This is a genomic window from Sphingomonas sp. FARSPH (assembly GCF_003355005.1).
Classification (GTDB): domain Bacteria; phylum Pseudomonadota; class Alphaproteobacteria; order Sphingomonadales; family Sphingomonadaceae; genus Sphingomonas.
The window spans coordinates 110,781-137,002 of the sequence record NZ_CP029985.1 but is presented as its reverse complement, the minus strand read 5'-3'; the positions used below and the strand labels follow the sequence as shown (position 1 = coordinate 137,002).

27 protein-coding genes are annotated in these 26,222 nt (G+C 67.0%); 15 read left to right on the top strand and 12 right to left on the bottom strand.

Annotation, left to right across the window (positions count from 1 at the left end; translation table 11 throughout):
- Positions 1-226 precede the first annotated feature (226 nt).
- Both DM480_RS00660 and aqpZ read left to right on the top strand, forming a co-directional pair.
- The gene (locus DM480_RS00660) at positions 227-832 is read left to right on the top strand and encodes a superoxide dismutase (protein ID WP_115377106.1); all 606 of its coding nucleotides are present in this window, start codon (positions 227-229) and stop codon (positions 830-832) included.
- A gap of 308 nt (positions 833-1,140) precedes the next feature.
- Complete coding sequence (gene aqpZ / locus DM480_RS00655) at positions 1,141-1,890, top strand: aquaporin Z (protein ID WP_232834218.1); 750 nt, start codon at positions 1,141-1,143, stop codon at positions 1,888-1,890.
- A gap of 27 nt (positions 1,891-1,917) precedes the next feature.
- On the opposite strand, the gene DM480_RS00650 is transcribed toward aqpZ, so the two are convergent.
- The 3 genes from DM480_RS00650 to mtaB form a co-directional block, all read right to left on the bottom strand.
- Complete coding sequence (locus tag DM480_RS00650) at positions 1,918-2,553, bottom strand: inner membrane-spanning protein YciB (RefSeq protein ID WP_115377104.1); 636 nt, start codon at positions 2,551-2,553, stop codon at positions 1,918-1,920.
- 145 nt (positions 2,554-2,698) lie between these two features.
- A complete protein-coding gene (ftsY, locus tag DM480_RS00645) occupies positions 2,699-3,637 on the bottom strand; it encodes a signal recognition particle-docking protein FtsY (RefSeq protein ID WP_115377103.1) in 939 nt (312 codons plus the stop codon).
- Positions 3,634-4,872 (bottom strand): tRNA (N(6)-L-threonylcarbamoyladenosine(37)-C(2))-methylthiotransferase MtaB, encoded by a 1,239-nt coding sequence (mtaB, locus tag DM480_RS00640; RefSeq protein WP_115377102.1) that lies wholly within the window; start codon positions 4,870-4,872, stop codon positions 3,634-3,636. Before mtaB ends, ftsY begins: the two co-directional genes overlap by 4 nt.
- 509 nt (positions 4,873-5,381) lie before the next feature.
- Between mtaB and ffh the strand changes: the two genes are divergently transcribed.
- The 4 genes from ffh to rimM all read left to right on the top strand — a co-directional run bounded on the left by ffh (position 5,382) and on the right by rimM (position 8,078).
- Positions 5,382-6,914: a signal recognition particle protein gene (ffh, locus tag DM480_RS00635; protein ID WP_115377101.1), complete on the top strand. Its 1,533-nt coding sequence runs from the start codon at positions 5,382-5,384 to the stop codon at positions 6,912-6,914.
- 32 nt (positions 6,915-6,946) lie between these two features.
- Positions 6,947-7,366 (top strand): 30S ribosomal protein S16, encoded by a 420-nt coding sequence (rpsP, locus tag DM480_RS00630; protein ID WP_115377100.1) that lies wholly within the window; start codon positions 6,947-6,949, stop codon positions 7,364-7,366.
- Positions 7,367-7,432: 66 nt separating this feature from the next.
- A complete protein-coding gene (locus DM480_RS18190; protein ID WP_198665863.1) occupies positions 7,433-7,573 on the top strand; it encodes a hypothetical protein in 141 nt (46 codons plus the stop codon).
- A gap of 16 nt (positions 7,574-7,589) precedes the next feature.
- Complete coding sequence (gene rimM, locus DM480_RS00625) at positions 7,590-8,078, top strand: ribosome maturation factor RimM (protein ID WP_232834060.1); 489 nt, start codon at positions 7,590-7,592, stop codon at positions 8,076-8,078.
- Positions 8,079-8,737: 659 nt separating this feature from the next.
- Here rimM and DM480_RS00620 read toward each other — a convergent pair.
- Positions 8,738-9,646, bottom strand: coding sequence for an NAD(P)/FAD-dependent oxidoreductase (locus DM480_RS00620; protein WP_115377098.1), 909 nt, complete (start codon positions 9,644-9,646; stop codon positions 8,738-8,740).
- Positions 9,647-9,700: 54 nt separating this feature from the next.
- Between DM480_RS00620 and DM480_RS00615 the strand changes: the two genes are divergently transcribed.
- From DM480_RS00615 to rplS, 4 genes are read left to right on the top strand one after another with little or no spacing between them, the layout of a single operon-like run.
- Positions 9,701-9,970: an antitoxin gene (locus DM480_RS00615; protein WP_115377097.1), complete on the top strand. Its 270-nt coding sequence runs from the start codon at positions 9,701-9,703 to the stop codon at positions 9,968-9,970.
- Complete coding sequence (locus tag DM480_RS00610) at positions 9,970-10,359, top strand: type II toxin-antitoxin system VapC family toxin (protein ID WP_115377096.1); 390 nt, start codon at positions 9,970-9,972, stop codon at positions 10,357-10,359. The genes DM480_RS00615 and DM480_RS00610 overlap by 1 nt, the downstream gene beginning before the upstream one ends.
- Entirely contained in the window at positions 10,356-11,090 is a 735-nt protein-coding gene (gene trmD / locus DM480_RS00605) for a tRNA (guanosine(37)-N1)-methyltransferase TrmD (RefSeq protein WP_115377095.1), read from the top strand. The genes DM480_RS00610 and trmD overlap by 4 nt, the downstream gene beginning before the upstream one ends.
- Positions 11,087-11,479 carry a 50S ribosomal protein L19 gene (rplS, locus tag DM480_RS00600; RefSeq protein WP_017978256.1) on the top strand — a complete coding sequence of 131 codons (393 nt, stop codon included), beginning with the start codon at positions 11,087-11,089 and terminating at the stop codon, positions 11,477-11,479. Before trmD ends, rplS begins: the two co-directional genes overlap by 4 nt.
- A gap of 71 nt (positions 11,480-11,550) precedes the next feature.
- On the opposite strand, the gene DM480_RS00595 is transcribed toward rplS, so the two are convergent.
- The 6 genes from DM480_RS00595 to DM480_RS00570 form a co-directional block, all read right to left on the bottom strand.
- The gene (locus tag DM480_RS00595; RefSeq protein WP_115377094.1) at positions 11,551-11,895 is read right to left on the bottom strand and encodes a hypothetical protein; all 345 of its coding nucleotides are present in this window, start codon (positions 11,893-11,895) and stop codon (positions 11,551-11,553) included.
- Positions 11,888-13,411 (bottom strand): PepSY-associated TM helix domain-containing protein, encoded by a 1,524-nt coding sequence (locus tag DM480_RS00590; protein ID WP_157968754.1) that lies wholly within the window; start codon positions 13,409-13,411, stop codon positions 11,888-11,890. Before DM480_RS00590 ends, DM480_RS00595 begins: the two co-directional genes overlap by 8 nt.
- Before the next feature lie 20 nt (positions 13,412-13,431).
- A complete protein-coding gene (locus DM480_RS00585; RefSeq protein ID WP_115377092.1) occupies positions 13,432-13,731 on the bottom strand; it encodes an iron transporter in 300 nt (99 codons plus the stop codon).
- A gap of 160 nt (positions 13,732-13,891) precedes the next feature.
- Positions 13,892-15,919 carry an RNA polymerase sigma factor RpoD gene (gene rpoD, locus DM480_RS00580; protein ID WP_115377091.1) on the bottom strand — a complete coding sequence of 676 codons (2,028 nt, stop codon included), beginning with the start codon at positions 15,917-15,919 and terminating at the stop codon, positions 13,892-13,894.
- Positions 15,919-17,799 (bottom strand): DNA primase, encoded by a 1,881-nt coding sequence (dnaG, locus tag DM480_RS00575; RefSeq protein ID WP_115377090.1) that lies wholly within the window; start codon positions 17,797-17,799, stop codon positions 15,919-15,921. Before dnaG ends, rpoD begins: the two co-directional genes overlap by 1 nt.
- Positions 17,800-18,127: 328 nt before the next feature.
- A complete protein-coding gene (locus tag DM480_RS00570; RefSeq protein WP_115377089.1) occupies positions 18,128-18,580 on the bottom strand; it encodes a GatB/YqeY domain-containing protein in 453 nt (150 codons plus the stop codon).
- A gap of 146 nt (positions 18,581-18,726) precedes the next feature.
- Between DM480_RS00570 and carA the strand changes: the two genes are divergently transcribed.
- From carA to DM480_RS00550, 5 genes are all read left to right on the top strand, one after another.
- Positions 18,727-20,001 carry a glutamine-hydrolyzing carbamoyl-phosphate synthase small subunit gene (gene carA / locus DM480_RS00565; protein WP_115377088.1) on the top strand — a complete coding sequence of 425 codons (1,275 nt, stop codon included), beginning with the start codon at positions 18,727-18,729 and terminating at the stop codon, positions 19,999-20,001.
- An 8-nt stretch (positions 20,002-20,009) separates the two neighbouring features.
- Positions 20,010-20,561: a DUF6680 family protein gene (locus DM480_RS17900; protein WP_125471438.1), complete on the top strand. Its 552-nt coding sequence runs from the start codon at positions 20,010-20,012 to the stop codon at positions 20,559-20,561.
- A gap of 3 nt (positions 20,562-20,564) precedes the next feature.
- A complete protein-coding gene (carB, locus tag DM480_RS00560; RefSeq protein WP_115377087.1) occupies positions 20,565-23,888 on the top strand; it encodes a carbamoyl-phosphate synthase large subunit in 3,324 nt (1,107 codons plus the stop codon).
- An 82-nt stretch (positions 23,889-23,970) separates the two neighbouring features.
- On the top strand, positions 23,971-24,447 hold the full coding sequence (gene greA, locus DM480_RS00555) for a transcription elongation factor GreA (protein WP_115377086.1): 477 nt from the start codon (positions 23,971-23,973) through the stop codon (positions 24,445-24,447).
- Positions 24,448-24,470: 23 nt separating this feature from the next.
- The gene (locus tag DM480_RS00550) at positions 24,471-25,250 is read left to right on the top strand and encodes an APH(3') family aminoglycoside O-phosphotransferase (RefSeq protein ID WP_115377085.1); all 780 of its coding nucleotides are present in this window, start codon (positions 24,471-24,473) and stop codon (positions 25,248-25,250) included.
- A gap of 255 nt (positions 25,251-25,505) precedes the next feature.
- Here DM480_RS00550 and DM480_RS00545 read toward each other — a convergent pair whose 3' ends face one another.
- Both DM480_RS00545 and DM480_RS00540 read right to left on the bottom strand, forming a co-directional pair.
- Positions 25,506-25,733 (bottom strand): DUF4170 domain-containing protein, encoded by a 228-nt coding sequence (locus DM480_RS00545; protein WP_115377084.1) that lies wholly within the window; start codon positions 25,731-25,733, stop codon positions 25,506-25,508.
- Between the two features lie 97 nt (positions 25,734-25,830).
- Positions 25,831-26,214: a hypothetical protein gene (locus tag DM480_RS00540; RefSeq protein ID WP_115377083.1), complete on the bottom strand. Its 384-nt coding sequence runs from the start codon at positions 26,212-26,214 to the stop codon at positions 25,831-25,833.
- Positions 26,215-26,222: the final 8 nt, after the last annotated feature.

Below are 26,222 nucleotides of genomic sequence, written 5' to 3'. Positions count from 1 at the left end.
TCGTCGTCATTCCCGCGGAGGCGGGAATCCAGACACGCTGACGTCGCGATCGTTACAACAACCTGCGCGTCTGGATCCCCGCCCCCGCGTGGATGACGCGGTGAGCTAAGGCGAACCGAACACCTTCTTCAAAAGATCATCACGCTTGCGAAACGGTGTGGGAGCATTACCCCGCGTGCTGCGTTGACGGGCGCGAACCCCGTTCCATCATCAGGAGGCCAAAGCCATGGCATTCGAACTGCCGCCGCTCCCTTACGACTATGACGCGCTGGAACCGGTCATCTCGAAGGAGACGATGACCTTCCACCACGACAAGCATCACGCGGCCTATACTGCCAAGCTCAACGAGGGCGTCGAGAAGGACCCGTCGCTCGCCGGCAAGTCGATCGAGGATATCCTCGCCACCATCTCGTCGCAGCCCGCGCTCGTGCGCAACAACGGCGGCGGCTATTGGAACCACGACTTCTTCTGGAAGATCATGGCGCCCAAGGGGTCGACGCAGCCATCGGGCGCGCTCAAGGAGGCGATCGACGCCTATGGCGGGCTCGACAAACTCAAGGAAGACTTCAACACCAAGGGCGCTGGCCAGTTCGGCTCGGGCTGGGCGTGGGTCATCAAGACCGCCGACGGCGCGCTGAAGGTCACCGCGACGCCCAACCAGGACAATCCGTTGATGGACGTCGTCGAGGATCGCGGCACGCCGATCCTGGGCAATGACGTGTGGGAGCACGCTTATTACCTCACCTACAAGAACGACCGCCCCGGCTATCTGAAGGCGTGGTGGGACGTGGTGAACTGGGACGAGGCGGGCAAGCGGTTCGACGCCGCCTGACCGCGTCGATCCAGACCGGAAGTCTTCGGGGGCGGTGTCGCAAGACGCCGCCCCTTTTCGTTGCGGTTCGCACGTCAACAGGGAGCTGGTCGTTTTCTACGCCGCGATAGGTGCAAGGATACCAGGAACGCGGCCGATGCGGCCGCGTTCTGACCGCCCGACCCCGCACATCTGCGGGACGACGATCCCGAAAGAGGAGGCGATCGATGACCGTTCATCAACCCGTCACTGCAGCCGCCAGTTCGATTTCGCACGGCGAACCGCCGCCGCCGCGCCCCGTCGCGACCGCCCGGCGCTGGGCGGCGGAGATGATCGGCACCTTCTGGCTGGTGCTCGGCGGGTGCGGCGCGGCGGTGCTCGCGGCGGGTGCCGGCCTGCCCGGCAGCATCGGCATGGCGGGCGTCGCGCTGGCATTCGGCCTCACCGTCTTCACCATGGCCTTTGCGGTCGGCTTCATCTCCGGCGGCCATTTCAACCCGGCGGTCAGCATCGGGCTGGCGGTGGCGGGGCGCTTCCCGATGCGCGACGTGCCCGGCTATGTCGCCGCGCAGCTGGTCGGCGCGATCCTCGGCAGTGCGGCGCTCGCGCTGCTCGCAAAGGGCGCGCCCGGCTTCGACCTCGTCGCCAGCGGCTTTGCCGCCAACGGCTATAGCGCGCATTCGCCGGGTCATTATGCGATGGCGACGGCGTTCCTTGCCGAGGCGCTACTGACCGCGGGGTTCCTGATCGTCATCCTCGGCGCAACCGATCCGCGCTCGCCCAGCCCGTTCGCCCCGCTGTCGATCGGTCTTGCGCTGACGCTGATCCACCTGATCTCGATCCCGATCGACAACACGTCGGTCAACCCTGCGCGCAGCACGGGGCCGGCGCTGTTCGTCGGCGGCTGGGCCTTGTCGCAGCTGTGGCTGTTCTGGATCGCGCCGATCGCGGGTGCGGCGGTCGCCGGGCTCGGTGCGCGCTGGCTGTTCGCCTTCAAGCGCGAGGATCAGTCGCCCGGCCCGATCAGCGACCAGCCCGTCGAACGGATCATCACCGGCGACGACGCATCGCGCCGGTAACGTCCGCGGGCCGCGCGGGGCCGTCGGTCACTCGACCGGCGGCTCCGCCACCTCCGCGGTGGTCAGGCCGTGGCGCAGCAGCATCGGGATGTTGGCAAAGGCGAACAGCAAAGTCAGCGGGATCGCCCCCCACAGCTTGAACCCGACCCAGAAATCCCAGCTCGTCGACCGCCACACCGCCTCGTTCAGCATCGCCATGAACGCGAAGAACAGCGCCCAGTTGCGCGTCAGCTTGCGCCACCCCAGTGCGGTCAGCCCCGGATAGGCCGCGCCGAGCAGCCCTTCGAGCAGCGGGCGCCCGCTGACGAGGCCATAGCCCAGCACCAGCGCGAACATGCCGTAGACAAAGGTCGGCTTCATCTGGATGAACTTGGGATCGTGGAAATAGACGGTGAGGCCGCCGAACACGACGACGAACGCCCCCGAAATCCACAACATCGGCGAGATGCGGCCGAGCTTCACCTTCGACACGACCATCGCCGCGACCGTCGCGAGCACGAACGCCGCCGTCGCGACGATCACCCGCGCGATCACCAGCGCGCCCGCGCGGTCGAGGTCTGACAGAAAGCCCGTCGACGCACCGACCAGCCGCATCGCAAGGCTGGCGGGAAACAGGAAATTGGCGGCGAAGAAAACGAGCAGCGGGCCGTATTCCACGCCCATGCGGATGCCGGGGGACGATTGTTGACTCACGCCGACACCTCCATCTTCGTCACCCCGGCCTTGGGCCGGGGTGCTGCTTCTTCTTCTCCCCGCGGCGAACAGCGGGACCCCGGCTCAAGGCCGGGGTGACGGCTCGACACAGCCATCACTTCTTCACCCCCGCATCGACGCCGGCGATGATCCGGCTGACCTCATTGGGGTCGAACGGGCGCAGGTCCGTCATCCCTTCGCCCACCCCGATCGCGTGGATCGGCAGGCCGTATTTCTCCGCCGCCGCGACCAGCACGCCGCCACGCGCCGTGCCGTCCAGCTTGGTCATGACGAGGCCCGTGACCCCCGCCACCTCTTTGAACACCTCGATCTGCGACAGCGCGTTCTGGCCGGTGGTCGCGTCGAGCACGAGCACGACGTCGTGCGGGCTCGCCGGATTGATCCGCCCCAGCACGCGGCGGATCTTGGCGAGCTCGTCCATCAACTCGCGCTTGTTCTGCAGGCGGCCGGCGGTGTCGACGATCAGCACGTCGATGCCCGTCTCGGTCGCCTTCTTCACCGCATCCCACACGACGCCCGCGGCATCGCCGCCCTCCGGCCCGGTGACGATCGGCACGCCGACGCGTTCTGCCCAGGTCGCGAGCTGGCCGATCGCGGCGGCGCGGAACGTGTCGCCCGCCGCCAGCATCACGCCATAATCCTGCTCCATCAGCAGGTGCGCCAGCTTGGCGATCGTCGTCGTCTTGCCCGATCCGTTGACGCCGATCACCAGGATCACCTGCGGCCGTGGGAAGGCTTCGATCTCCAGAGGCGTCGCCACCTTGGCCAGCGCCTTTTCCACTTCCTCCGCGACGACCAGGCGGATGCCCAGTTCCTCCATGTTGCGCTCGAACGTCCCTTCGGCCAGCCGCGTGCGGATGCGCCCGGCGGTCTCTGGGCCAAGGTCGGACGCGATCAGCGCCTCCTCGATATCGTCCAGCGTCGCCTCGTCCAGCCGCGCGCCGCCGAGACCGGCGAGGTTGCCGACCAGCCGGTCCGATGTCTTGCGAAAGCCGCCGAGCAGGCGTTCGTGCCAGGAGGGAGTGGTGCTCATAGCGTCTGTCCGATGAGATGGGTGTCGGTGGCGGCGGTGATGCGCGTCGTAACGATGGTGCCCGGCTCCGCGTGCCCGGTCAGCACGACGTCGGCGAAATTCCCGGCATGGCCGCGGTCGCCGGGCCGCTCGACCAGCACGTCCTGCGCGGTGCCGACCAGCCCCGTCAGCCACGCCGCCCGGCGCTCCGCCGCGACGGCACGCAGCCGTTCGGCGCGCGCCTTGATCGCCGCGGGGGCGACCTGCGGCATGCGTGCGGCGGGCGTGCCGGCGCGCGGCGAATAGGGGAAGATGTGCGCATGGACGATGTCCGCATCCGCGATCAGCGCCAGCGTATCGGCGAACATCGCCTCGTCCTCGGTCGGAAAGCCCGCGATCAAATCCGCGCCGATCGCGATGTCCGGCCGCTTCGCCTTCAGCGCGGCGACCGCGGCGACCGCCTGCGCACGGCTGTGCCGGCGCTTCATGCGCTTCAGGATCAGGTCGCTGCCCGCCTGGAACGACAGATGGACGTGCGGCATCACGCGGGCCTCGCCGGTCAGCATCTCGGCCAGCCGGTCGTCGATCTCGATCGAATCGAGCGACGACAGTCTGAGCCGCGCCAGCTTCGGCACGTGCATCAGGATACGCTCGACCAGCATGCCCAAAGTCGGGCTGCCCGGCAGGTCGTGGCCATAGCTGGTCAGGTCGACGCCGGTCAGCACCACCTCCTGATGGCCCGCATCGACCAGCCCCGCGATCCGTTCGACCACCGCGCCCGCCGGCACCGATCGGCTGGGTCCGCGGCCGAAGGGGATGGCGCAGAAGGTGCAGCGGTGATCGCAGCCGTTCTGCACCTCGACAAAGGCGCGCGCGTGCGCGGAAAAGCTCGCGGCGAGGTGCGGCGCGGTTTCGCGCACCTGCATGATGTCGCCGACGACGACCGGGGCGGCGCTCGCCCAGGCGGCGGGGAACAGCTTTTCGGCGTTGCCGACGACGCGGTCGACCTCCGCCATCGCGGCAAAGCCCGCCGGATCGATCTGCGCCGCGCAGCCGGTGACGACCAGCTCCGCCCCCGGCCGCGCGCGCCGCGCCTTGCGGATGGCGGCGCGCGTCGCCTTCACCGCGGCGCCCGTCACCGCGCAACTGTTCACCACCACGGTGTCGCGGCCGGCGATCAGCGTGGCGATCGTCTCGCTCTCGGCGATGTTGAGGCGGCAGCCGAGGGAAATGACCTCTGGCGCGGGAGCATGCATGCCGCGCGATCTAGTGGTGTGCGGGGGTGAAGTCCATGCGGTGGATGTACCCTGTCGGTCATCGTTCCACCCCCTTCGTCATCCCGGCGAACGCCGGGATCCATGGACGCGGGTCGACTGCGAGGGTTCCTGACCCTCGGACCGATCGCAACCATGGGTCCCGGCGTTCGCCGGGATGACGCGGGGAAGGCGTTGCTCCGAAACCGTCATCCCCGCGAAGGCGGGGATCCAGACTGGCTGGCCGTGCGGCTCCTGCTGCAACGTCGCGTTTCTGGGTCCCCGCCTGCGCGGGGATGACGAAGAAGGGCGGGCGGGAGCCGGCCGGCGGCGGACCGGCTGGTAAACCCCGATCCACCCCAAGACTTGCCTTCCGCGCCCGTTTCCCCTAAGCGCCCCTCTCGTTCCGATCGCGGGACGTGAAAGGCAAGCGCCACCGAGCGCACGCCGGCCGACGAGGTTTCGTCCGCCGGCGTCTTTTGCGTTGCGCGTGTGTATGGGGTTTTGAGGCGATGTTCGACAGTCTGAGCGACCGGCTTGGCGGCGTCTTCGATCGCCTGCGCGGCCGTGGTGCGCTGACCGAGGCGGACGTGCGTGCCGCGATGCGCGAAGTGCGCGTCGCGCTGCTCGAGGCTGACGTCGCGCTGCCCGTCGCGCGCCAGTTCGTCGACAAGATCACCGAAGAAGCGGTCGGCGCGAGCGTGCTGCGTTCGGTCACGCCGGGGCAGCAGGTCGTCAAGATCGTCAACGACGCGCTGGTCGAGATGCTCGGCGGTGACGATCCGCAGGGTGCCGAGCTGCAGCTTGCCGTCACGCCGCCCGCCGTCGTGATGATGGTCGGCCTGCAGGGGTCGGGCAAGACGACGACGACCGCGAAGATCGCCAAGCGCCTCAGCGGCGGCACGATGGGCCGCGAGCGCAAGAAGGTGCTGATGGCGTCGCTCGACGTCAATCGCCCCGCCGCGCAGGAACAGCTCGCGACGCTGGGCACGCAGATCGAGGTCGCGACGCTGCCGATCGTTGCGGGCCAGCAGCCCGTCGACATCGCGCGCCGCGCGATGCAGGCGGCGAAGCTGCAGGGCTATGACGTCCTGATGCTCGACACCGCCGGGCGCCTCCACGTCGACCAGGCGTTGATGGACGAGATGAAGGCGGTGGCGGACATCGCCACGCCGCACGAGATCCTGCTCGTCGTCGATTCGCTTACCGGCCAGGACGCGGTCAACGTCGCGCAGAACTTCTCCGCGCAGGTGCCGCTGACCGGCGTCGTGCTGACCCGCATGGACGGTGACGCCCGCGGCGGCGCGGCGCTGTCGATGCGCGCCGTCACCGGCAAGCCCATCAAGTTCGCCGGCACCGGCGAAAAGATGGACGCGCTGGAGGCCTTCCACGCCTCGCGCGTCGCCGGTCGCATCCTCGGCATGGGCGACGTCGTCAGCCTCGTCGAACGCGCCGCGGAGTCGATCCAGCAGGAAGACGCCGAGCGCATGTCGAAGCGGCTCCTGAAGGGCCAGTTCGACATGAACGACCTGCGCGGCCAGCTCGCGCAGATGCGTCGCATGGGCGGCCTCGGCGCGCTCGCCGGGATGATGCCGGGCATGAAGAAGGCGCAGAATGCCGTCGCCCAGGCGGGCGGCGACAAGGTGCTGATCCACATGGACGCGATGATCGGGTCGATGACCGTCAAGGAGCGCGCCAACCCCGCGCTGATCAACGCCAAGCGCAAGATCCGCATCGCCAAGGGCTCCGGCACCACGGTTCAGGAGGTCAACAAGCTCCTGAAGATGCACCTCGAAATGTCCACCGCCATGAAGAAGATCAAGAAGATGGGCGGGCTGAAGGGCATGATGGCGATGCTGGGGAAGGGCGGCCCGATGGGCGGGCTCGGCGGCCTTGGCAATGCGATCGGCGGCGCCGACCTCGGCGACATGATGACCAAGGCGGGGGGCGGGCTTCCCGGCCTCGGCGGTCCCGGCGGGGCGGGGACGGATGGCATGCCCAAGCTGCCGCCCGGCTTCGAGAATTTTTTGAAGAACAAGAAATAAGCAACTGATCTAGCAAGGAAAGATAGACTAAAATGGCACTCAGCATTCGCCTGTCGCGTGGTGGCTCGAAGAAGCGCCCCTATTATCGCATCGTCGTCGCCGACGCGCGCAGCCCCCGCGACGGCAAGTTCATCGAGAAGATCGGCAACTACAACCCGCTGCTCAAGAAGGACGACGAGAAGCGCATCGTGCTCGACGCCGAGCGCGCCAAGCACTGGCTGTTGAACGGCGCGCAGCCGACCGACCGCGTCGCCCGCTTCCTCGACGCCGCCGGCGTTCGCGAGCGCGCCGCGCGCAGCAACCCCACCAAGGGCAAGCCGGGCGAGAAGGCCACCGAGCGCGCCGAGGAGCGTGCGGAGAAGCTGAAGGCGCAGGAAGAGGCGGCCGCCGCCGCTGCTGCCGCCCCGGCCGAAGAAGCGCCGGCCGCCGAAGCCGAAGCGACCGCAGAGTAAGCCGAACGCTCGGCATCCCGTTGCGCCATGGTGCGTTGACCTCCCTCATCCGCAGGAGAGCGCACCATGGCCAACGATCCCTTTCCCGATCCCCGCACCGCACCCGAGGACGATGAAGACGCCAGCAACGAAGGGGTCTCCAACACCGACCCCGCCGAAGGCGAAGATGACGCCCCCGCCGGCGACGACGGCAGTCCCGCGGCCTGACGCCCCGGGTGGCGCTGTGTCCGGCGATGCGGATGGCGCGCCCACCGTCACGCTGGCGGTGGTGGTCGGCGCGCATGGCATCCATGGGCAGGTGCGGCTCAAGGTCTTCGCCGACGACATCGCGGGCTACCGCCGGTTCAATGGTGGTGCGCTGACGCTGAAGTCGGCGCAGGCCGGCCCCAACGGCACGATCGCGCGCTTCGCCGAAGTGCCCGATCGCACCGCGGCAGAGGCGCTGCGCGGCACCGAACTCACCGTCCCGCGCAGCGCGCTGCCGCCGCTTGGTGAGGGCGAATATTATCACGCCGACCTGATCGGCCTGCCGGTCGAAACGCCGGAGGGCGAAACCTTGGGCCGTGTCGTCCTGGTCGAGAATTTCGGCGCCGGCGACGTCATCGAGATCGAACGCCCGACGGGCAAGCGCTTCATGGTGCCGATGCGCCCTGAAGCCGTGCCGGATTGGTCGCCCGAACGCCTGGTCGTCGACCCGGCGTTCGTCGAATAGACTGGACAAAACGGTCCGTTTCTGTCATATGATTGGGCACCGGCAAGCTTGGACGGCGCGCCTCTTTCCCATCGTGGATCCCAATCAGACACCGACGCGTCGAACCGCGTGTCGCGACCTACGGCGGTCCGGAAAGGCCTTCTTCCGCCGCGGGCGCCCGTGGCACTACCCGCCATCCTCACCGTGAACGGCTCACCGCGTGCCTCATGCCCTTCCCCGGCGTAGGCCGGGGCCCAGCTACGCGACGCCCGCGATCACAGCAGCATGAACAACCGCGCTCCTGTCTGCCCCACGGCCCGCGTGCGGGCTGCTGTGACGGAGCCGGAGACGGAGACGGAGACGGACGACAGTAGACCGCCCTACCTTCTCCCGTCATCCCGGACGTGTTCCGGCATCCACGGTTCCGCAATTGATCCACGGTCGGGTTGCGCGGAAAGGTGGATGCCGGAACACGTCCGGCATTACTACGTGGGGATAAACTCCGTCCGCCCTCTCCAGAGAGGCGTCCCGACCAATACCCGCCTCCACCGAATTTGTGGCTTCGGCGCCTCCTCCCGACCTACACGGAGTGCGACTTTCTAAACTTGCTAAAGCCTTGATAAATAAGGGAGGTGGCTCGATTTACCCCCCTAAACACTGCGACCTTTCAAAACCCCCCGCTACCGCCGGATCGGCCTGCGCTCGCTCAGCAGATTGCGGATCGTCGTCGCCGCGACGCCGGCTTCGCCCATCGCATGGCTGATCTGGTCCAGCCCCTTCACCACGTCCCCCGCGGCGAACAGGCCCGGCACGCTGGTGCGCTGATGATCGTCGACCTCCAGGCATCCCTCGCCGGTCGCCAGCGCCCCCGCCGCGATCGCCAGATGCGACCGGATGCGCGAACCGAGCGCCGGATAGACGCTGTCGAACGCCATCCGCCCCTGCGCGGTATCGAGCGCCAACCTGTCGCCCTCGATCGCCCAGCCGCCGCACGGGCCGTCGATGCGCGCGATGCCCGCCTCGTCCAGGGCCCGCGTGCAGGCCGCGTCGAGCCGATGTCCCGCCTCCGGCGCGATCAGCGTCACGTCGCTCGTATAGCCGCGCAGGAACAGCGCCTCGCGCATGCCATGCTCGCCGGTCCCGATCACCCCGACCTTCGTGTCGGTGACCTCATAGCCGTCGCAGATCGGGCAATAGCGCAGCAGGCCGCGCGCCAGCGCCGGATCGTGCACGTCCGGCAGCAACCCCTCCGGCCGGTGATTGACGACGCCCGTTGCCAGCAGCACCGTCCGCGCCGGATAGCTGCCGTGATCGGTGCGGACGCGAAAACCGTCTCCGTCCGGCTCGATCGCCGTGACCTTCACCGCCTCGCGCACCGCGCCATAGCGTTCCGCCTGCGCGCGCATCCGGTGCAGCAGGTCCTTGCCCGCGATTCCCTCCGGATAGCCGGCATGGTTGCGCGTGCACGGGATCATCGCCGCCCGGCTCGATCCGCTGTCGAACAGCCGGATCGAAAGATGAAAACGCGCGAGGTAGATGGCGGCGGTCAGCCCGGCCGGCCCCGCCCCGATGATGATGCAATCGTCCATCCCGCTTGAACCCCTTCGCGCCTGTATATACATCCCGTAGATACGGAGGCCGTCATGGGTAACGAATATCGCGCCAAGGTGTTCAAGTCGGGCAATTCGGTGGCGTTGCGCCTGCCCAAGGGCGTTGGTCTTTCGGAAGGCGATGATGTGACGATCGTCACCCATGCCGACGGAACGTGCAGCTTCTGGCGCGATAGTGACGCCGCAACGATTCTCGACAGTCTGTACGGGGCTTTCTCGCCGGGGTTCATGGCCGGCGGGCGCGGCGATATCGATCAGGACGCACGCGATTGGGACGGGGCCTCGCACGGCCAGGCAGCCTGATGTATTTGCTCGACACCAACGTCTGCCTGGATTTCGCCTTTGCCCGCAGTGCCACGTTGCGGTCACGGATTCGCGCGCAGAACGGCCGCGACATGGGCATTTCGTCGATCACGCTCGCCGAGTTGCGCTTCGGCGCCCAGCGTCCCGAGGCGGATGCCGCAGACGAGGCGCGTGTCGACATTTTCGTCAGCATCCTGCGCGTCCACGACTTCGATCGTGCAGCCGCGGAGCGCTACGGCCAGTTTGCGGCCTTCTCCCCGGTACGGCGCGGCAGCTTCGACCGGCTGCTCGCGGCGCATGCGCTGGCGCTAGGCCATGTGCTCGTGACCAACAACACGCGCGACTTCGCCGACATTCCCGGCTTGATCGTGGAAAACTGGACCCAATGACCTTCGCCGCCACCGTTCTGACACTCTACCCGGAGATGTTTCCCGGCCCGTTGGGCGTGTCGCTTGCCGGCCGCGCACTCAGGGAAGGGGGCTGGTCCTGCGATCCGGTCCAGATTCGCGACTTCGCGACCGACCGGCACCGCTCGGTCGACGACACACCCGCGGGCGGCGGCGCCGGCATGGTGCTGCGCGCCGACGTGCTCGCCGCGGCGGTCGATAGCGTCGCGGACGACCGCCCGACCCTGGCGATGACGCCGCGCGGCACACCGTTGACCCAGGCGCGCGTCCGTGATCTCGCCCGCGGGCCGGGCGTCGTCGTGCTGTGTGGCCGGTTCGAGGGGTTCGACGAGCGTCTGTTCGAGGCGCGGAGCATCGAGCAGGTGTCGATCGGCGACTATATCCTGTCGGGCGGCGAGATGGGGGCACTGGTGCTGCTCGACGCTTGCATCCGGCTGCTTCCCGGCGTAATGGGCGCGGCTTCCAGCGGGGACGACGAGAGCTTCGAGACGGGGCTGCTCGAATATCCCCAATATACCCGCCCCTATGAATGGGAAGGGCGCACGATCCCCGAAGTGCTGCGATCGGGGGATCATGCGAGGATCGCGGCCTGGCGTCAGTCGATGGCCGAGACCGACACACGGCTAAGGAGGCCGGACTTATGGGAGCGCCATGAGGGTGCTCGGGTCCAGCCTCCCTCTGGCGCGCGGCGCATGAAGGATGATGTGACATGAACCTGATCCAGCAGCTCGAAGCCGAGCAGATCGAAAAGCTGACCGCCAAGCGCGCGATCCCCGAATTCCGTCCGGGCGATACGCTGAAGGTCGGCGTCAAGGTCGTCGAAGGCGAGCGTACCCGCGTCCAGAATTATGAGGGCGTGTGTATCGCACGTTCGAACAAGGGCATGGGCTCCTCGTTCACCGTCCGCAAGATCAGCTTCGGCGAGGGCGTCGAGCGCGTCTTCCCGCTCTATTCGCCGAACATCGATTCGATCGACGTCGTCCGCAAGGGCGCGGTGCGTCGCGCCAAGCTCTATTACCTGCGCGGGCGCACGGGTAAGTCGGCGCGTATCGCCGAGCGTCGCGACACGCGTCCGGCAAAGGGCACCGCGGCGGCCGAGTAATCGGTCCCGCCGGGCCTGTCCGGTACGATCAGAGAGGGCGCGGGCGGCATGCCTCCCGCGCCCTTTTCGCGTCAGCGCGCGGGGGCTGCTTCGGTCGGCTGCGCACCATGATCCGCCCTCTTGCGGACGACGCGGAGCAGCAGGCGGACAGGCGCGAGTGCGCGCGTCGCAGCGGCCGATAGCGCCAGCACCACGATGATGCCAGCGACCGACGCGCCGGCGAGCATCCGCACGATGCCTTCACCATCGATATCCGTGCCGCAGCGGGTGATTGCGATCACCACGATCGCTGCGGCGGCGACTTGCAGCATCCGCGCTTCGTGCGGCGCGGGCGATCCTGCCGCCTGCCGGTGGCGAAACGACGCGCCGGCGAGCAGCAGCCAGGCGAGCGCGGACAGGGTGCCAGCTTCAAACATGTATCGTCTCCGAGCGGGATTTGCGGCGTGGCTTCGTTCCCGCCGCCTTGCCCGCGCGCCAGGCGGCGAGTGCGAACAACGATGCGATGGCGAGCATCGCGATATCGAATGCGGCGAATGCCATGTCGCCCTCGACCAGCGAGCGCGGCAGGCCACGCGCCGTGGTCAGCGTGTTGGTGAGCGGAACCGCGGCATAGGCGATGGCAGCAAGCAAGAAGCCCTCGCGCCACGCGCGCCGCGCCGGCCGGACGAGTTGCGCCAGCGCGACGACGCCCCAGGTCCAGAACATTGCCTGCACCTCCAGATCGGCGCGACCGGCAAGGTCGGCGGGGATCAGGCGATTGGCGAGCAGATACGCCGCCATGCCGACGGGGAAGCCGACGATCGTCGCGATGTTGAGCCGCTCGACCAGACGCAGTCCCGAGAAGGGGGCCGCGCCGGGACGACGCCGCGCGCTGGTCCACAGGAGAAGTCCGGTACCGACCATCGTCGTCCCGGTCAGGCCGAGCAGGAACAAGGTCCAGCGCAGCGCCGGTCCCGCGAATTGCGCGACGTGCAGACCCAGCATCACGCCCGCGGTCGACAGCGCGGGGCCGGTGCCGCCACCCTCCCTCAGCAGCCGCCCGGTCACGCCCGCATAGGTCAGCGTCGTCGCCCGCGCGCCGATCGTATCGCGCGCGGAGCGGGCGAAGGTGACCTGCGCCGCGGCATCGCCCGGGTTGCTGACGATCATCAGCGCCGGCGGCGCACCCCAGCGCCGGGCGGCGTCGGCGGCAAGGGCGCCGACCGCGATCGTCGGCACGCGTCGTCCGCTCGCCGCCTCGTCCGGCGGCGTGCCGTATATCGCCTGCGCGAAGGTGGCGGGATCCGTGTAATTGGCGGCGACCGGCCACGGCATGTACAGCGTTATGAGCGTCAGCAGGCCGGTGTAGGTGATCATCGCATGGTAGGGAAGGGCGAGCACCGCGGCGACGTTGTGCGCGTCGAGCCAGCTGCGCTGCCCCTTGTTCCAGCGCAGCGTGAACAGGTCCGCGAAGATCCGCTTGTGGGTGATGACGCCCGAGACGATCGCGCCCAGCATGAACATCGCGCACACGCCCGCAAGCCAGCGTCCCCACGGATAGGGAAGCTGAAGCTGGAAATGGAAGCGATAGAAATGCTCGCCGCCGCGTGTGTCCCGGGCGCGGAGCGGCTGGCCGGTCGTGGGGTCGAGCAGGATCTCGGTCGCGCGCGTCGCGCTGGCGGGCGCCGCCGGGTTGGGCGTGACGAACACACGCGTGATCGCGGTCCGCGCGTCGGGCAGGAAGACGTACCATTGCCGGTCGTCCGGGCCGACGCGCGTCAGGTAGGACACCGCCGCCTGTGCCGCGGCGGCGGGGGCGACGGTGCGCCAGGGCAGTTCAGGCTGCATCCAGCGCGTGATCTCCGGCCGGAAGTAGCTTGCCGTGCCGGTGAGGAACATCACGAACAGCAGCCACCCGCCCACGAGGCCCAGCCAGCCATGGATCCACGCCATGTTGCGTCGGAGCGCCCCGGTCACGGTCGTACGCCGAGCAGCGAGACCACGGCTCCCCCGATCAGTGCCGCACCCCAGACGGCGAGCAGCACGCGTGGCAAGCGCGGCGCGTGGAAGCACCATAGCGCGATCGTCACGTACAGCAGCGGCGACGCGGTCATCGCCCAGACCGTCGCCTCCGCCCGATCGCCGGGCAACAGCCGGGCCGCCAGTGACGCCAGCGCCGCCGTCGCGGCATAGCCACCCAGCAGCGCGGTCGCACAGCGCACGATCAGCGCGAAGGCGCGGTCCGAACCGATATGCTGGCGGGGGGATGACATGGAGCGACGGGCAGCCGAGAGGAGGACCGCCCTTAGCCACTCTTGCGACTAACTAGCAATAGCGGATTTGTGGGTCAGGCTCGCGCGTCTCAGCCCGACGCAACAAGGGCGACGCCGGAGCCCATCCGGCGTCGCCCTCCCATTCCCGAAAGAGGGTCGCTTACTGATCCAGGAACGAGCGCATCTTGCGGCTGCGGCTGGGGTGTTTGAGCTTGCGCAGCGCCTTTGCCTCGATCTGACGGATGCGTTCGCGCGTCACCGAAAACTGCTGGCCGACCTCTTCCAGTGTGTGATCGGTGTTCATGCCGATGCCGAACCGCATGCGCAGCACGCGTTCCTCGCGCGGGGTCAGCGAGGCGAGGACGCGCGTGACCGTTTCCTTCAGGTTCGCCTGAATCGCGGCGTCCACCGGGATGACGGCGTTCTTGTCCTCGATGAAGTCGCCCAGGTGGCTGTCTTCCTCGTCGCCGATCGGCGTTTCGAGGCTGATCGGTTCCTTGGCGATCTTCATCACCTTGCGAACCTTCTCCAGCGGCATGGAGAGGCGTTCGGCCATCTCTTCCGGGGTCGGTTCGCGGCCCTGTTCGTGCAGGAACTGGCGGCTGGTGCGGACCAGTTTGTTGATCGTCTCGATCATATGGACCGGAATGCGGATGGTGCGCGCCTGGTCCGCGATCGAGCGGGTAATCGCCTGGCGGATCCACCAGGTCGCATAGGTCGAGAATTTGTAGCCGCGGCGATACTCGAACTTGTCGACCGCCTTCATCAGGCCGATGTTGCCTTCCTGGATCAGATCAAGGAACTGCAGTCCGCGGTTCGTGTATTTCTTGGCGATCGAGATGACGAGGCGCAGGTTCGCCTCGACCATTTCCTTCTTGGCGATGCGCGCCTCGCGCTCCGCCTTCTGCACCATGTTGACGATGCGGCGGAATTCACCGAGCGCCATACCGGTCTGCTGCGCGATGTCGCTGATCTCGGTGCGGATGCGGTCGACCGCATCGGCCTCGTTATTGGCGAAATTGCCCCACTTCTTGTCGAGCCCGCGCACGGTATCGAGCCAGTTTTCGTCCAGCTCGTGACCCATGTAGCGGTCGAGGAAGTCCTTGCGGCTGACCTTGTGCCGCTCGGCGAGACGCAGCATCTGGCCGCCGAGCGCGGTCAGGCGCCGGTTGTAGGCATAGAGCTGGTCGACGAGATATTCGATCTTCGCCTGGTGGAACTGGACGCTCTCCACCTCCGCGGTCAGGTCCTCGCGCAGCTTCTGATACTTGCGCTCGTCCGCCGACGAAAGCTCGCCGCCCGCGGCCATCGCGTCGAGCCGGCTCTGCTGGACCTTGGCGAACTTCTTGTAGATCGCGGTGATGTTGGCGAACTTCTCGAGCGCCTGCGGCTTGAGCGTCTCCTCCATCTGGGCGAGGCTTAGCGTATTGTCCTCGTCCTCTTCCTCCGCGGCGCGGGGACGGGCGCCGCCCTCCTCGTCCTCGTCGACGGAAACCTCTTCGGGCTCTTCCTCTTCCTTGAACGATGGGCCGGCGGCGCTTTCGCTGATCTCGCCGGTATCGTCCTCGGCGCCCTCGACCTGCTCGGGCGACGGACCCTTCGACAGCATCGCGTCGAGATCGAGGATCTCGCGCAACTGCATCGTGCCCTCGTTCAGCGCGGTCGACCAGTCGATGATCGCGTTGAAGGTGATCGGCGATTCGCACAGGCCGAGGATCATCGTGTCCCGGCCGGCCTCGATCCGCTTGGCGATGGCGATCTCGCCCTCGCGGCTCAGAAGCTCCACCGCCCCCATCTCGCGCAGGTACATGCGCACGGGGTCGTCGGTCCGGTCGACGGTTTCCTTTTTCTTCGTTTCGGGCGCGGGGCCACCGGCGCCGTCGGCATCGACCTCGGCCGCCTCGTCGGCCTCGTTCGATTCGTCTTCGGACTCGCCGTCCTCGCCCTGTTCCTCGTTCTCGACGATGTTGACGCCCATTTCGTTGAGCGCCGCCATGATGTCTTCGAGCTGGTCGCTCGACATCTCGCCCTGCGGGATCGCCTCGTTGAGCTGGTCGTAGGTGATGTAGCCGCGCTTCTTGGCGCGGGCGATCAGCTTCTTGACCGACGCATCGTTGAGGTCGATCAGCGGCGCGTCGCCCGTGTCAGCCGTGTCGGGTGCTTCCGCCGCCATGTTCGCCTTCGCCATCAATTGTCCTCGGACCCAAATGCTCGGGCGTCTTCGTTCGACTGCACCAGATTTGCAAGTCGAAGCTCCAACGCCTGTTTCTCTCTCACCAATGCCACTTGCCGTTCGAACGCATCGTCGGTGAAGTGCCGTTGCATCGCCGCCGTCGCCTCGCCCAGTGCCTGCTCCACTTCGGGCTGCGCCACCAGGATGGCGATCGCCTCGTCCAGATCGGCGCGGGCGCGGACCGGGTCACCGTCATTGCGCGTAAACGAATAGGGCATCGTATCGGCTCTCAGCAGGTCGCTCGCGACTGAATCGAAACCGCTGCCCGCCAATATGGTACGCAATGCTGCGCTATCAAGCGCCCTGTCTTCGAGCGCGACGTCGACGACCGCCTCGAACAGCCGGCCGAGCGCGCCGTCCGCCATGCGCAGGCTGCCCAGCACCTCCATATGCCGCGCGATCTCCACCGGATGGCGGATCAGCCCGGCGAGCACCGCCTTGGCCAATACGCGGTCGAGCCCGACGGCGCGGATCGCCTTGGCATCCTCGGTGACGGGGGCGGGGGGCTGTTTCCAATTGCCCTTCGCATCGCGCTTGCCGCGTGGGCGCTGGTCGAGGGGGACGAAGGCGCGCGGCTGCGGTTTGAAATGCTCGTAGAAGCGGCGCTTGAACTCGCTTTCATATTCGATGCGGACGCCCTGATGCGCGATCGTCGCGGCGAGATCGTGCAGCCGCTGTTTCAGCCCGGCGCGCTGTTCGGGCGTGTCGAGCGGTTCGGCGGCAAGCTCGCTCTGCCACAACCGGTCGACCAGCGGCTGCGGCTGGGCGAGCAATGTCTCCATCGCGCCTGCGCCGCCCGCCTTGACGAGGTCGTCGGGGTCCTGTCCCTGCGGCAACGTGACGAAGCGCAGGCTGCGGCCTGGCGCGAGCAGGGGAAGCGCGCGTCCCGCCGCGCGGAGCGCCGCCTTCTGCCCCGCGGCATCGCCGTCGAAGCACAGGATCGGCACGTCGACCATCCGCCACAATCGTTCGAGCTGATGCTCGGTGAGCGCGGTGCCGAGCGGCGCGACTGTTTCCGCAATCCCCGCCTGCGCCAGCGCGATCACGTCCATATAGCCTTCGACCACCAGCACGCGGTTCGCCCGCCGCGCGGCGGGTGCGGCGCGGTCCAGGTTGTAGAGCGTGCGCCCCTTGTCGAACAGCGGCGTGTCCGGGGAATTGAGGTATTTCGGCTCGCCGTCGCCGATCACGCGGCCGCCGAACGCGATCGTCCGGCCGCGCGCGTCGCGAATCGGGATCATCAGCCGGCCACGGAACCGGTCGTACGGGTCCTTGCCCTCGACCTGGATCAGCAGGCCACATTCGACCAGCGCGGGGTCGCCATAGTCGGCGAGCGCCGCCTTCAGCTTGCCGCGGCTGTCGGGCGCGAAGCCCATGCCGAAGGCGCGTGCGGTGTCCGGCGTCACGCCGCGTTTCGCCAGAACGGCGCGGGCCTCGGCGCCGGCGATGCCGTGCAGCTGCTCGGTGAACCAGGCGGCGGCATCGGCCATCGCATCGTGCAGGCCCTTCGCGCGCTCCGCTTTCTGCGCGGCACGGCGGTCCTGCGCCGGCATCTCCATGCCGGCCGCCTGCGCGAGTTCCTTGACCGCATCGATGAACGGCAACCCGCGCTGGTCGGTCATCCAGCGGATCGCATCGCCGTGCGCGGAGCAACCGAAGCAGTGATAGAAGCCCTTGTCGTCGTTGACGTAGAAGCTGGGCGTCTTTTCGTTGTGGAACGGGCAGCAGCCCTTGTGCTCGCGGCCGGCCTTGTGGAGCTTCACCGTCTTGCCGACCAGCGCGGACAGCGAGGTGCGGGCGCGGAGCTCGTCGAGGAACTGCGGGGACAGGCTCATGCGTGCGATTCTACTGTGCCGGATGGGGGGCGGTTAGGCAATGCGCCCGGGGGCGTTTGAGCGCGGAAGTGGACGAAGTGGACGATACGTAACGTCCCGAATGCAGCCCTGTGCGCGAGGGGCGGTAATGGCCCCATGGCGCCCGAACATGAGGGGGGCGTGAACGATGGCAAAGAGCGGACTGATCTATACACGGTTTGTTCCGTGTAGGACAGCTCGTTTCCCATGTTCGTCACCCCGGACTTGATCCGGGGTCCCGCTTTCAGCCGCCGAAGAAGAAGCGAGATCCCAGCTCAAGGCCGGCATGACGGGAGAAGGGCCGGTGGGCTTACGACAGCGCCGCCTTCACCCAGCCGCTCGCCTTGCTCATGTCGAGGCTGGCGGCGTGGCGCGCCTTCAGTTCGGCCATCACGCGGCCCATGTCCTTCATGCCGCCCGCGCCGATCTCCGCCTTGATCGCCTCGATCGCGGCCTTGGTCTCCTGCTCGCTCATCTGGGCGGGGAGGAACCGCTCGATCACCGCGACCTCTGCCTTCTCGGCATCCGCCAGTTCCTGGCGGCCGCCGCTCTCGTACATCGCGATCGATTCGCGGCGCTGCTTGACCATCTTTTGCAGCACTTCGACGACCAGCGCATCGTCGTCGGCGACGGGCGCTTGCGTGCGCACCTCGATATCGCGGTTCTTGATCGCGGCCTGGATCAGGCTGATCGCGGCGCGCGCCTCCTTGTCGCCGGCCTTCATGGCGGCGATCTGGGCGGCCTTGATGTCGTCGCGGATCATGGCGAAAAGCTCTCGTTCGAAGGGAAAGGCGGGAGTGTAGCGCAAGGCGGCGGCTGCGTCACCCGGTTGACGGCGGGGTAGACGAGGGGTAGCGGGCGCGGCTTAGCGACATTGCTGTTCGACCCAGAAGGAGTGCCCGCCGCATCATGGCCGACGCCAAGCCCATCGTCATGCCCGCAAAGCCGGAAGGCGCCACGGGGGTTCTGGTTCTCGCCAATGGCGAGGTGGCCTGGGGCCGCGGTTTCGGCGCGGAAGGGCAGGCGGTGGGCGAGGTGTGCTTCCACACCGCGATGACCGGATACCAGGAGATCATGACCGACCCGTCGTTCGCGGGGCAGATCATTACCTTCACCTTCCCGCATATCGGCAACGTCGGCGCCAACCCCGACGATATCGAGGCGGATGCGCCGCATGCGCTGGGCATGATCGTGCGCGAGGATGTCACCCAGCCCTCGAACTTCCGCGCGGTAGAGCGGCTGGACGGGTGGATGAAGCGCCATGCGCGCATCGGCCTCGCCGGCATCGACACGCGCGCGCTGACCCGCCGCATCCGCGCGGGCGGCGCGCCGAACGGCGTCATTGCGCATTCACCGACCGGCGAGTTCGACCTCGACGCGCTGCTCGCCATGGCGCGGGCGTGGCCGGGGCTGGAGGGCATGGACCTCGCCAAGGACGTGTCGACCGAGACGCATTACGCCTGGGGCGAAGCCCGCGAGGGCGGCCTGTGGCGGTTGGGCTTCGGGTACGGCGATGCGGCTGGGACACGCCCTTCGACAAGCCCGGGGCGAACGGAGGAAGGAGGCGATGCCCTTCCCGCCGTTCGTGCTGAGCCTGTCGAAGCACATGCCCCGCACGACCGCCCCCACGTCGTCGCGATCGATTACGGCAGCAAGCACAACATCTTCCGCAACCTTGTTCAGGCCGGCGCGAAGGTCACCGTGCTGCCCGCGACCGCGACGTTCGAGGATGTGATGGCGCAGAAGCCCGACGGCGTGTTCCTGTCGAACGGTCCCGGCGATCCCGCCGCGACGGGCGAATATGCGGTGCCGGTCATCCGCCAGCTGCTCGACACGGGAAAGCCGCTGTTCGGCATCTGCCTCGGCCACCAGCTCCTCGGGCTGGCGGTGGGCGCGCGCACGACCAAGATGTTCCAGGGTCACCGCGGCGCCAACCACCCGGTCAAGCGCCTGTCCGACGGCGCGGTCGAGATCACCAGCATGAACCACGGCTTCGCGGTCGAGCGGGACTCGCTGCCCGCGAACGCGCGCGAGACGCACGTCTCGCTGTTCGACGGGTCGAACGCGGGGATCGAGCTGACGGATCGGCCGGCGTTCAGCGTGCAGTATCATCCCGAGGCGAGCCCGGGACCGCAAGATAGTTTGTATCTGTTCGAGCGGTTCGTGGAGATGCTACGCTCATGATCTATGGCATGAAGATCTATGAGCTCATTAATGTAATTGGTTTGTTTGTCGGTCCAATTTCTGCAGTCATAATTACATTATGGTATCAACAGCGTTCTGGGCATCGCGACCGACAGACGCAAACTCTGCGGATGTTAATGAATACCAGGCATATGGCCGCCGATCCTGCATATTCGGTCGCAATTAACATGGTGCCTGTGGAATTTAATAATGTTCCCAGCGTTATGTCGGCTTGGGAAAAATATATCGAAGTTGTGCGATATCGCGCCTCAGAGGAAAATTCGGAGCGCCATACGAGGGACATGGCCGCAAAGCAGACTCGATTAATTCACAGCATATCACAGTACCTCGGCTATAAAATATCCGAGACGGACATTCAGTCCAGTGCGTATGTTTCCCAAGGTTACATCGATCGGGATCAGCTAAGTGTTCAATCTCAGGTGGCGTGGATGAGAATCGCGAATGCGCTGGAGGGGCAAAATGCTGCTGCGGGGCTCCCTGATCCTCCATCACCTGAGCAGCTGATCCCTGAGCAAAAACCAGCTTCACCGGAAGTCTAACGAATGCCAAAACGCACCGACATCTCCTCCATCCTCGTGATCGGCGCGGGGCCGATCGTCATCGGGCAGGCGTGCGAGTTCGATTATTCGGGCACGCAGGCGATCAAGGCGCTGCGCGAGGAGGGCTATCGCATCGTCCTCGTCAACTCCAACCCGGCGACGATCATGACCGATCCGGAAGGGGCGGACGCGACCTATGTCGAGCCGATCACGCCTGCCGTGGTCGCGAAGATCATCGAAAAGGAACGCCCCGACGCGATCCTCCCGACGATGGGCGGGCAGACCGCGCTCAACACCGCGCTCGCGCTGTTCCACGACGGCACGCTGGACAAGTTCGGCGTGACGATGATCGGTGCGGACGCCGAGGCGATCGACAAGGCGGAGGACCGGCAGAAGTTCAAGGCGGCGATGACGAAGATCGGGCTGGAGAGCGCCCGGTCGGCGATCGCGCATACCGTCGAGGAAGCGCTGGCGGGGCTGGAGCAGGTCGGCCTGCCCGCGATCATCCGCCCGAGCTTCACGCTCGGCGGCACCGGCGGCGGCGTCGTCTACAACCGCTCCGAGTTCGTCGACATGGTCCGCAAAGGCCTCGACGCCAGCCCGACCACCGAGGTGCTGATCGAGGAATCGCTGCTCGGCTGGAAGGAATATGAGATGGAGGTCGTGCGCGATCGCGCCGACAATGCCATCATCATCTGTTCGATCGAGAATATCGACCCGATGGGCGTCCACACGGGCGATTCGATCACCGTCGCGCCGGCGCTGACGCTGACCGACAAGGAATATCAGATCATGCGCAACGCCAGCATCGCGGTGCTGCGCGAGATCGGCGTCGAGACCGGCGGGTCGAACGTTCAGTTCGCGGTCAATCCGAAGGACGGCCGCCTGATCGTCATCGAGATGAACCCGCGCGTGTCGCGGTCTTCGGCGCTTGCGTCGAAGGCCACCGGCTTTCCGATCGCCAAGGTCGCGGCCAAGCTGGCGGTCGGTTACACGCTGGACGAGATCGACAACGACATCACCGGCGCGACCCCGGCCAGCTTCGAGCCGACGATCGACTACGTCGTCACCAAGATCCCGCGCTTCGCCTTCGAGAAGTTCAAGGGCGCCGAAGCCGTGCTCGGCACCGCGATGAAGTCGGTCGGCGAGGTGATGGCGATCGGCCGCAATATCCACGAATCGATGCAAAAGGCGCTGCGGGGCCTCGAGACGGGCCTCAGCGGCTTCAACCGCGTCGAGCGTCTGTCGGGTGCGCCGCGCGAGGAGATCGAGGCGGCGCTCGCGGTGGCGAGCCCCGACCGGCTGCTCGTCGCGGCGCAGGCGCTGCGCGAGGGCTTCACCGTCGCCGAAATCCACGCGATCGCCAAGTTCGACCCCTGGTTCATCGAGCGGCTGGCCGAGATCGTCGCGGCGGAGACCGAGGTGTGCACGAACGGCCTGCCGATCGATGCGGCGGGCATGCGCCGGCTGAAGGCGATGGGCTTTTCCGACAAGCGACTCGCCTGGCTGGCGCTGCAATCGGCGAACCTGCGCGGCATGCAGCGCGGTATCGCGCGCGGGTCGGGCCTGATCCACGAGGCGGTGAAGGCGATGACCGGCGGCGTCACCGAGGACGAGGTGCGCGCGCATCGCCACAAGCTGGGCGTGCGGCCGGTGTTCAAGCGGATCGACACCTGCGCCGCGGAATTCGACGCCAAGACGCCGTACATGTATTCGACCTACGAGGCGCCGAGCTTCGGCGAGCCGGAGAATGAGGCGCAGCCGTCGGACCGTCGCAAGATCGTGATCCTGGGCGGCGGCCCGAACCGGATCGGGCAAGGGATCGAATTCGATTACTGCTGCTGCCACGCGTGCTTCGCGCTGGCGGATGCGGGCTTCGAGACGATCATGATCAACTGCAACCCGGAAACGGTGAGCACGGATTACGACACGTCGGATCGCCTGTATTTCGAGCCGCTGACCGCGGAGGACGTGCTGGAGATCCTGCACGTCGAGCAGCAGGCCGGCGAACTGGTCGGCGTGATCGTCCAGTTCGGCGGGCAGACGCCGCTGAACCTCGCGCGCGCGCTGGAGAAGGCGGGCATTCCGATCCTCGGCACCAGCCCCGATGCGATCGATCTGGCGGAGGATCGCGAGCGGTTCGCGGCGCTGGTCAACAAGCTGGGCCTCAAGCAGCCCGCCAACGGCCTCGCGCGCAGTCGCGACGAGGCAGTGGCGGCGGCGGAGCGGATCGGCTTCCCCGTGCTGATGCGCCCCAGCTACGTGCTGGGCGGCCGTGCGATGGAGATCGTCGATTCGATCCAGCAGCTCGACGATTACATCCAGACCGCGGTGCAGGTGTCGGGCGACAGCCCGGTGCTGATCGACCAGTATCTGCGCGACGCGATCGAGGTGGATGTCGACGCGATCTGCGACGGCGACGACGTGGTCGTCGCGGGCGTGCTGCAGCATATCGAGGAGGCGGGGGTCCATTCCGGCGACAGCGCCTGCTCGATCCCGCCATACAGCCTTTCGCCCGAGGTGATCGCCGAGATCGAGCGCCAGACGGAAGCGCTGGCGCGCGCGCTGGGCGTCAAGGGGCTGATGAACATCCAGTTCGCGGTCAAGGATGACGTCGTCTACCTGATCGAGGTCAATCCGCGCGCGTCGCGCACCGTCCCCTTCGTCGCCAAGGCGATCGGCACGCCCATCGCCAAGATCGCCAGCCGTGTGATGGCGGGGGAGAAGCTGAAGGACCTGCCGACGATCGATCGCAACATTGATTATTACGCGGTCAAGGAAGCCGTCTTCCCGTTCAATCGCTTCCCGGGCATCGACCCGGTGCTGTCGCCGGAAATGAAGTCGACGGGCGAGGTGATGGGGATCGATCCCGATTTCACCACGGCGTTCATGAAGTCGCAGCTGGGCGCGGGCGTCGTGCTGCCGACCGGCGGCACCGCCTTCGTCAGCGTCAAGGACACCGACAAGCCGCATATCGTCCCCGCAGTGCGCGAATTGGTCGCGCGCGGTTTCCACATCCTTGCCACCGGCGGGACGGCGGATTACCTGACCCGCGCGGGGATCGACGTCGAAAAGGTCAACAAGGTCGCGCAGGGGCGGCCGCATATCCTCGACCGGATCATGGATGGCGAGGTGACGCTGATCTTCAACACGACGGAAGGGTGGCAGTCCCTCAAGGATTCGAAGCCGATCCGCCAGGCGGCGCTGGGCCAGAAGATCCCCTATTTCACGACGGCGCCCGCCAGCGTCCAGGTCGCCCGTGCGATCGGGACCGCCTCCCTTGAAGTACGGCCGCTGCAATCCTACTATTCGCAGTCGCACCATTGATCCTCCGACATAATGGCGTGATGTGCGGGCGGGCCGGGTAACCGGCCCGCACGGGGGCGAAGGGAATTGGGGACACGAAGTTATGGCGACCGTCGAAAAGATGCCGATGCTCCAGGAGGGCTATGACAAGCTCACCCAGGACCTGAAGCGTCTGAAAGTGGAGCGTCCCCAGATCGTCGACGCGATCGAGGAAGCGCGCGCGCACGGCGACCTTTCGGAAAATGCCGAATATCACGCCGCTAAGGAGCGCCAGGGCCAGATCGAGGCGTCGATCGCCGACATCGAGGATAAGCTCTCGCGCGCGCAGATCATCGATCCCAAGGATTTGTCGGGCGACAAGATCGTCTTCGGCGCGACGGTGACGTTGCTCGACGAGGACGACAAGCCGGTGAAGTACCAGATCGTCGGCCAGACCGAGGCGGACGCGAAGACCGGTCGGATCAGCTACAATTCGCCGCTCGGCCGCGCCCTCATCGGCCGCAAGGTCGAGGACGAGATCGAGGTGGCGGTGCCCGCGGGTGACCGCTATTATCTCGTGAGCAAGATCGAGTTCATCTGATCGTCGGCGGGGCGATCGTGCAGATGCGGTTGCCCCCGGCACTGGATGCATTGCTCGATGGATGGACGCGCACGCCGGTCCTCAAAGGCGAATCCGGCGGCAACATTTTTCGCCTGACCGATACAGACGGTCGCGTCCGGTTTCTGAAATGCGGCACCGGTGCCGTCGCCGAAGACATCGCCGACGAGGCGCATCGGCTGTTCTGGCTTGCGGGGCGCATGCCCTGCGCCGAACCGCTCCACTTCACCCGCTCGGTCGACGGCGCCTGGCTGCTGACCGACGCAGTGGCCGGACGGACCGTCGACGCCTGGATCGAGGACGATCGCGCGCACCTGCCGATGGTGATCGACGCCATGGCGGCATTCCTGCGCCGGTTGCACGCTTTGCCGGTCGCCGACTGTCCGTTCGATGCCGGTGCCGATGTGCGCATGGCGCACGCTCGCCGTCTGATCGACGCCGATATGGTGGACACCGACGATTTCGATTCCGATCATGACGGCTGGATCGCGGAGCAACTATGGGACCGGTTGGTCGCCCTGCGCCGGTGTGTTCGGCCGTGTGCCGTTACCCACGGCGATTATTCGCTCGGCAACGTGATGATCGACGAAGGCGGTCGCGTGATGGGTTGCATCGATGTCGGACGCTTGGGGGTGGCCGATCCGTATCAGGACATCGCCATCCTATGGCAGAATTTGCGTGAATTCGGAGAGGGGTGGGCCGCTCGGTTCCTCGACGCTTACGGCCTTGAGGTCGTCGATTGGCAACGGCTCGAATTCCACCGCTGCCTTGACGAACTGTTCTAGGGCCGGATGACGTTTAGCTGCTCACGGCGTCGCGCTTGATCGAACGGGTTAAGCCTTTCGCCACCTTGGACGTGTTCCGGAGGCCACAGGACCGCAAAAGCTGTCGACAGAGTCGCGACGCGCACCAATTGCAGCGCCGTGGGTCGGTAACGCGCCCGGGGTGGCAATTACAGCATGAAAGGCGATCGGGCCTGGGCGCGATGGACCTTCAGTGTTTTCGATGGAATGCCGGCATCCTCTAGGCGGTGCGACCGCTTATGCGGTCGGCGCGACCAGATCGGGTTCGAGCAGGCGGTGGAGATGCACGACCACGAACTTCATTTCCGCATCGTCGACCGTGCGCTGCGCGGCGGCGCGCCAGGCTTTCTCGGCGCTGGCGTAATCGGGGAAGATGCCGACGACGTCCAGACCCGCGGGATCGGCGAAATCGAGCGTACGCGGATCGGTGACGCGGCCGCCGAAGACGAGGTGAAGCTTGCTCATGGGTATTCCTGGCTGAAGGGGAGGCATGCCCTTAGCCTGTTGCAGCGCAATATTGAAGAGTGACGCGCCCCGGCGTCCACCGCCGGGGCGCGATGGATCACGCCTTGGTCTTCGCCGAACGTGCCGCGGCGGAACCGGCGGTCTGCACCGCTTCGCTCAGGCCCTGGAACAGCGACTTCACCTGGTCGCGCGCGGCATCCTTGGTCAGGCCGCGCTCGTCCAGCGCCTGATAGCCGGCCTCGCGCGCCGCGCCCACCGCCGAGCGTGCACGCTCGGCGAGCGTGCGGCCAACGGGCGCGAGCAGTTCCTTCTCTTTCGACGAGCGCGGGATCAGCACGCCGGCGATCGCGCCGATCGCCAGACCGCTGGCGACGAGCGCGAGCGGATTGCCCTCCAGCGAATGCGCAGCGTCGCGCGCGACGGATTCGGTCTTGTCACGGATATCGGCGAGCGCGCCTTGGGTGTCGGGGGTAGGAGCCATGGGTCGAT

Excerpts from the sequence above, each read along its gene's own strand:
- trmD (WP_115377095.1), top strand. The coding sequence starts at position 10,356 with ATGACCTTCGCCGCCACCGTTCTGACACTCTACCCGGAGATGTTTCCC.
- DM480_RS00570 (WP_115377089.1), bottom strand. The coding sequence starts at position 18,580 with ATGATCCGCGACGACATCAAGGCCGCCCAGATCGCCGCCATGAAGGCC.
- DM480_RS00540 (WP_115377083.1), bottom strand. The coding sequence starts at position 26,214 with ATGGCTCCTACCCCCGACACCCAAGGCGCGCTCGCCGATATCCGTGAC.
- DM480_RS00595 (WP_115377094.1), bottom strand. The coding sequence starts at position 11,895 with ATGTTTGAAGCTGGCACCCTGTCCGCGCTCGCCTGGCTGCTGCTCGCC.
- DM480_RS00620 (WP_115377098.1), bottom strand. The coding sequence starts at position 9,646 with ATGGACGATTGCATCATCATCGGGGCGGGGCCGGCCGGGCTGACCGCC.
- rpsP (WP_115377100.1), top strand. The coding sequence starts at position 6,947 with ATGGCACTCAGCATTCGCCTGTCGCGTGGTGGCTCGAAGAAGCGCCCC.
- dnaG (WP_115377090.1), bottom strand. The coding sequence starts at position 17,799 with ATGAGCCTGTCCCCGCAGTTCCTCGACGAGCTCCGCGCCCGCACCTCG.
- rpoD (WP_115377091.1), bottom strand. The coding sequence starts at position 15,919 with ATGGCGAAGGCGAACATGGCGGCGGAAGCACCCGACACGGCTGACACG.
- rplS (WP_017978256.1), top strand. The coding sequence starts at position 11,087 with ATGAACCTGATCCAGCAGCTCGAAGCCGAGCAGATCGAAAAGCTGACC.
- DM480_RS00660 (WP_115377106.1), top strand. The coding sequence starts at position 227 with ATGGCATTCGAACTGCCGCCGCTCCCTTACGACTATGACGCGCTGGAA.
- DM480_RS18190 (WP_198665863.1), top strand. The coding sequence starts at position 7,433 with ATGGCCAACGATCCCTTTCCCGATCCCCGCACCGCACCCGAGGACGAT.
- carA (WP_115377088.1), top strand. The coding sequence starts at position 18,727 with ATGGCCGACGCCAAGCCCATCGTCATGCCCGCAAAGCCGGAAGGCGCC.
- DM480_RS00650 (WP_115377104.1), bottom strand. The coding sequence starts at position 2,553 with ATGGGCGTGGAATACGGCCCGCTGCTCGTTTTCTTCGCCGCCAATTTC.
- ffh (WP_115377101.1), top strand. The coding sequence starts at position 5,382 with ATGTTCGACAGTCTGAGCGACCGGCTTGGCGGCGTCTTCGATCGCCTG.
- DM480_RS00550 (WP_115377085.1), top strand. The coding sequence starts at position 24,471 with ATGCGGTTGCCCCCGGCACTGGATGCATTGCTCGATGGATGGACGCGC.
- carB (WP_115377087.1), top strand. The coding sequence starts at position 20,565 with ATGCCAAAACGCACCGACATCTCCTCCATCCTCGTGATCGGCGCGGGG.
- DM480_RS00545 (WP_115377084.1), bottom strand. The coding sequence starts at position 25,733 with ATGAGCAAGCTTCACCTCGTCTTCGGCGGCCGCGTCACCGATCCGCGT.
- DM480_RS00590 (WP_157968754.1), bottom strand. The coding sequence starts at position 13,411 with ATGGCGTGGATCCATGGCTGGCTGGGCCTCGTGGGCGGGTGGCTGCTG.
- aqpZ (WP_232834218.1), top strand. The coding sequence starts at position 1,141 with ATGATCGGCACCTTCTGGCTGGTGCTCGGCGGGTGCGGCGCGGCGGTG.
- ftsY (WP_115377103.1), bottom strand. The coding sequence starts at position 3,637 with ATGAGCACCACTCCCTCCTGGCACGAACGCCTGCTCGGCGGCTTTCGC.
- DM480_RS00585 (WP_115377092.1), bottom strand. The coding sequence starts at position 13,731 with ATGTCATCCCCCCGCCAGCATATCGGTTCGGACCGCGCCTTCGCGCTG.
- DM480_RS17900 (WP_125471438.1), top strand. The coding sequence starts at position 20,010 with ATGAAGATCTATGAGCTCATTAATGTAATTGGTTTGTTTGTCGGTCCA.
- greA (WP_115377086.1), top strand. The coding sequence starts at position 23,971 with ATGGCGACCGTCGAAAAGATGCCGATGCTCCAGGAGGGCTATGACAAG.
- mtaB (WP_115377102.1), bottom strand. The coding sequence starts at position 4,872 with ATGCATGCTCCCGCGCCAGAGGTCATTTCCCTCGGCTGCCGCCTCAAC.
- DM480_RS00610 (WP_115377096.1), top strand. The coding sequence starts at position 9,970 with ATGTATTTGCTCGACACCAACGTCTGCCTGGATTTCGCCTTTGCCCGC.
- DM480_RS00615 (WP_115377097.1), top strand. The coding sequence starts at position 9,701 with ATGGGTAACGAATATCGCGCCAAGGTGTTCAAGTCGGGCAATTCGGTG.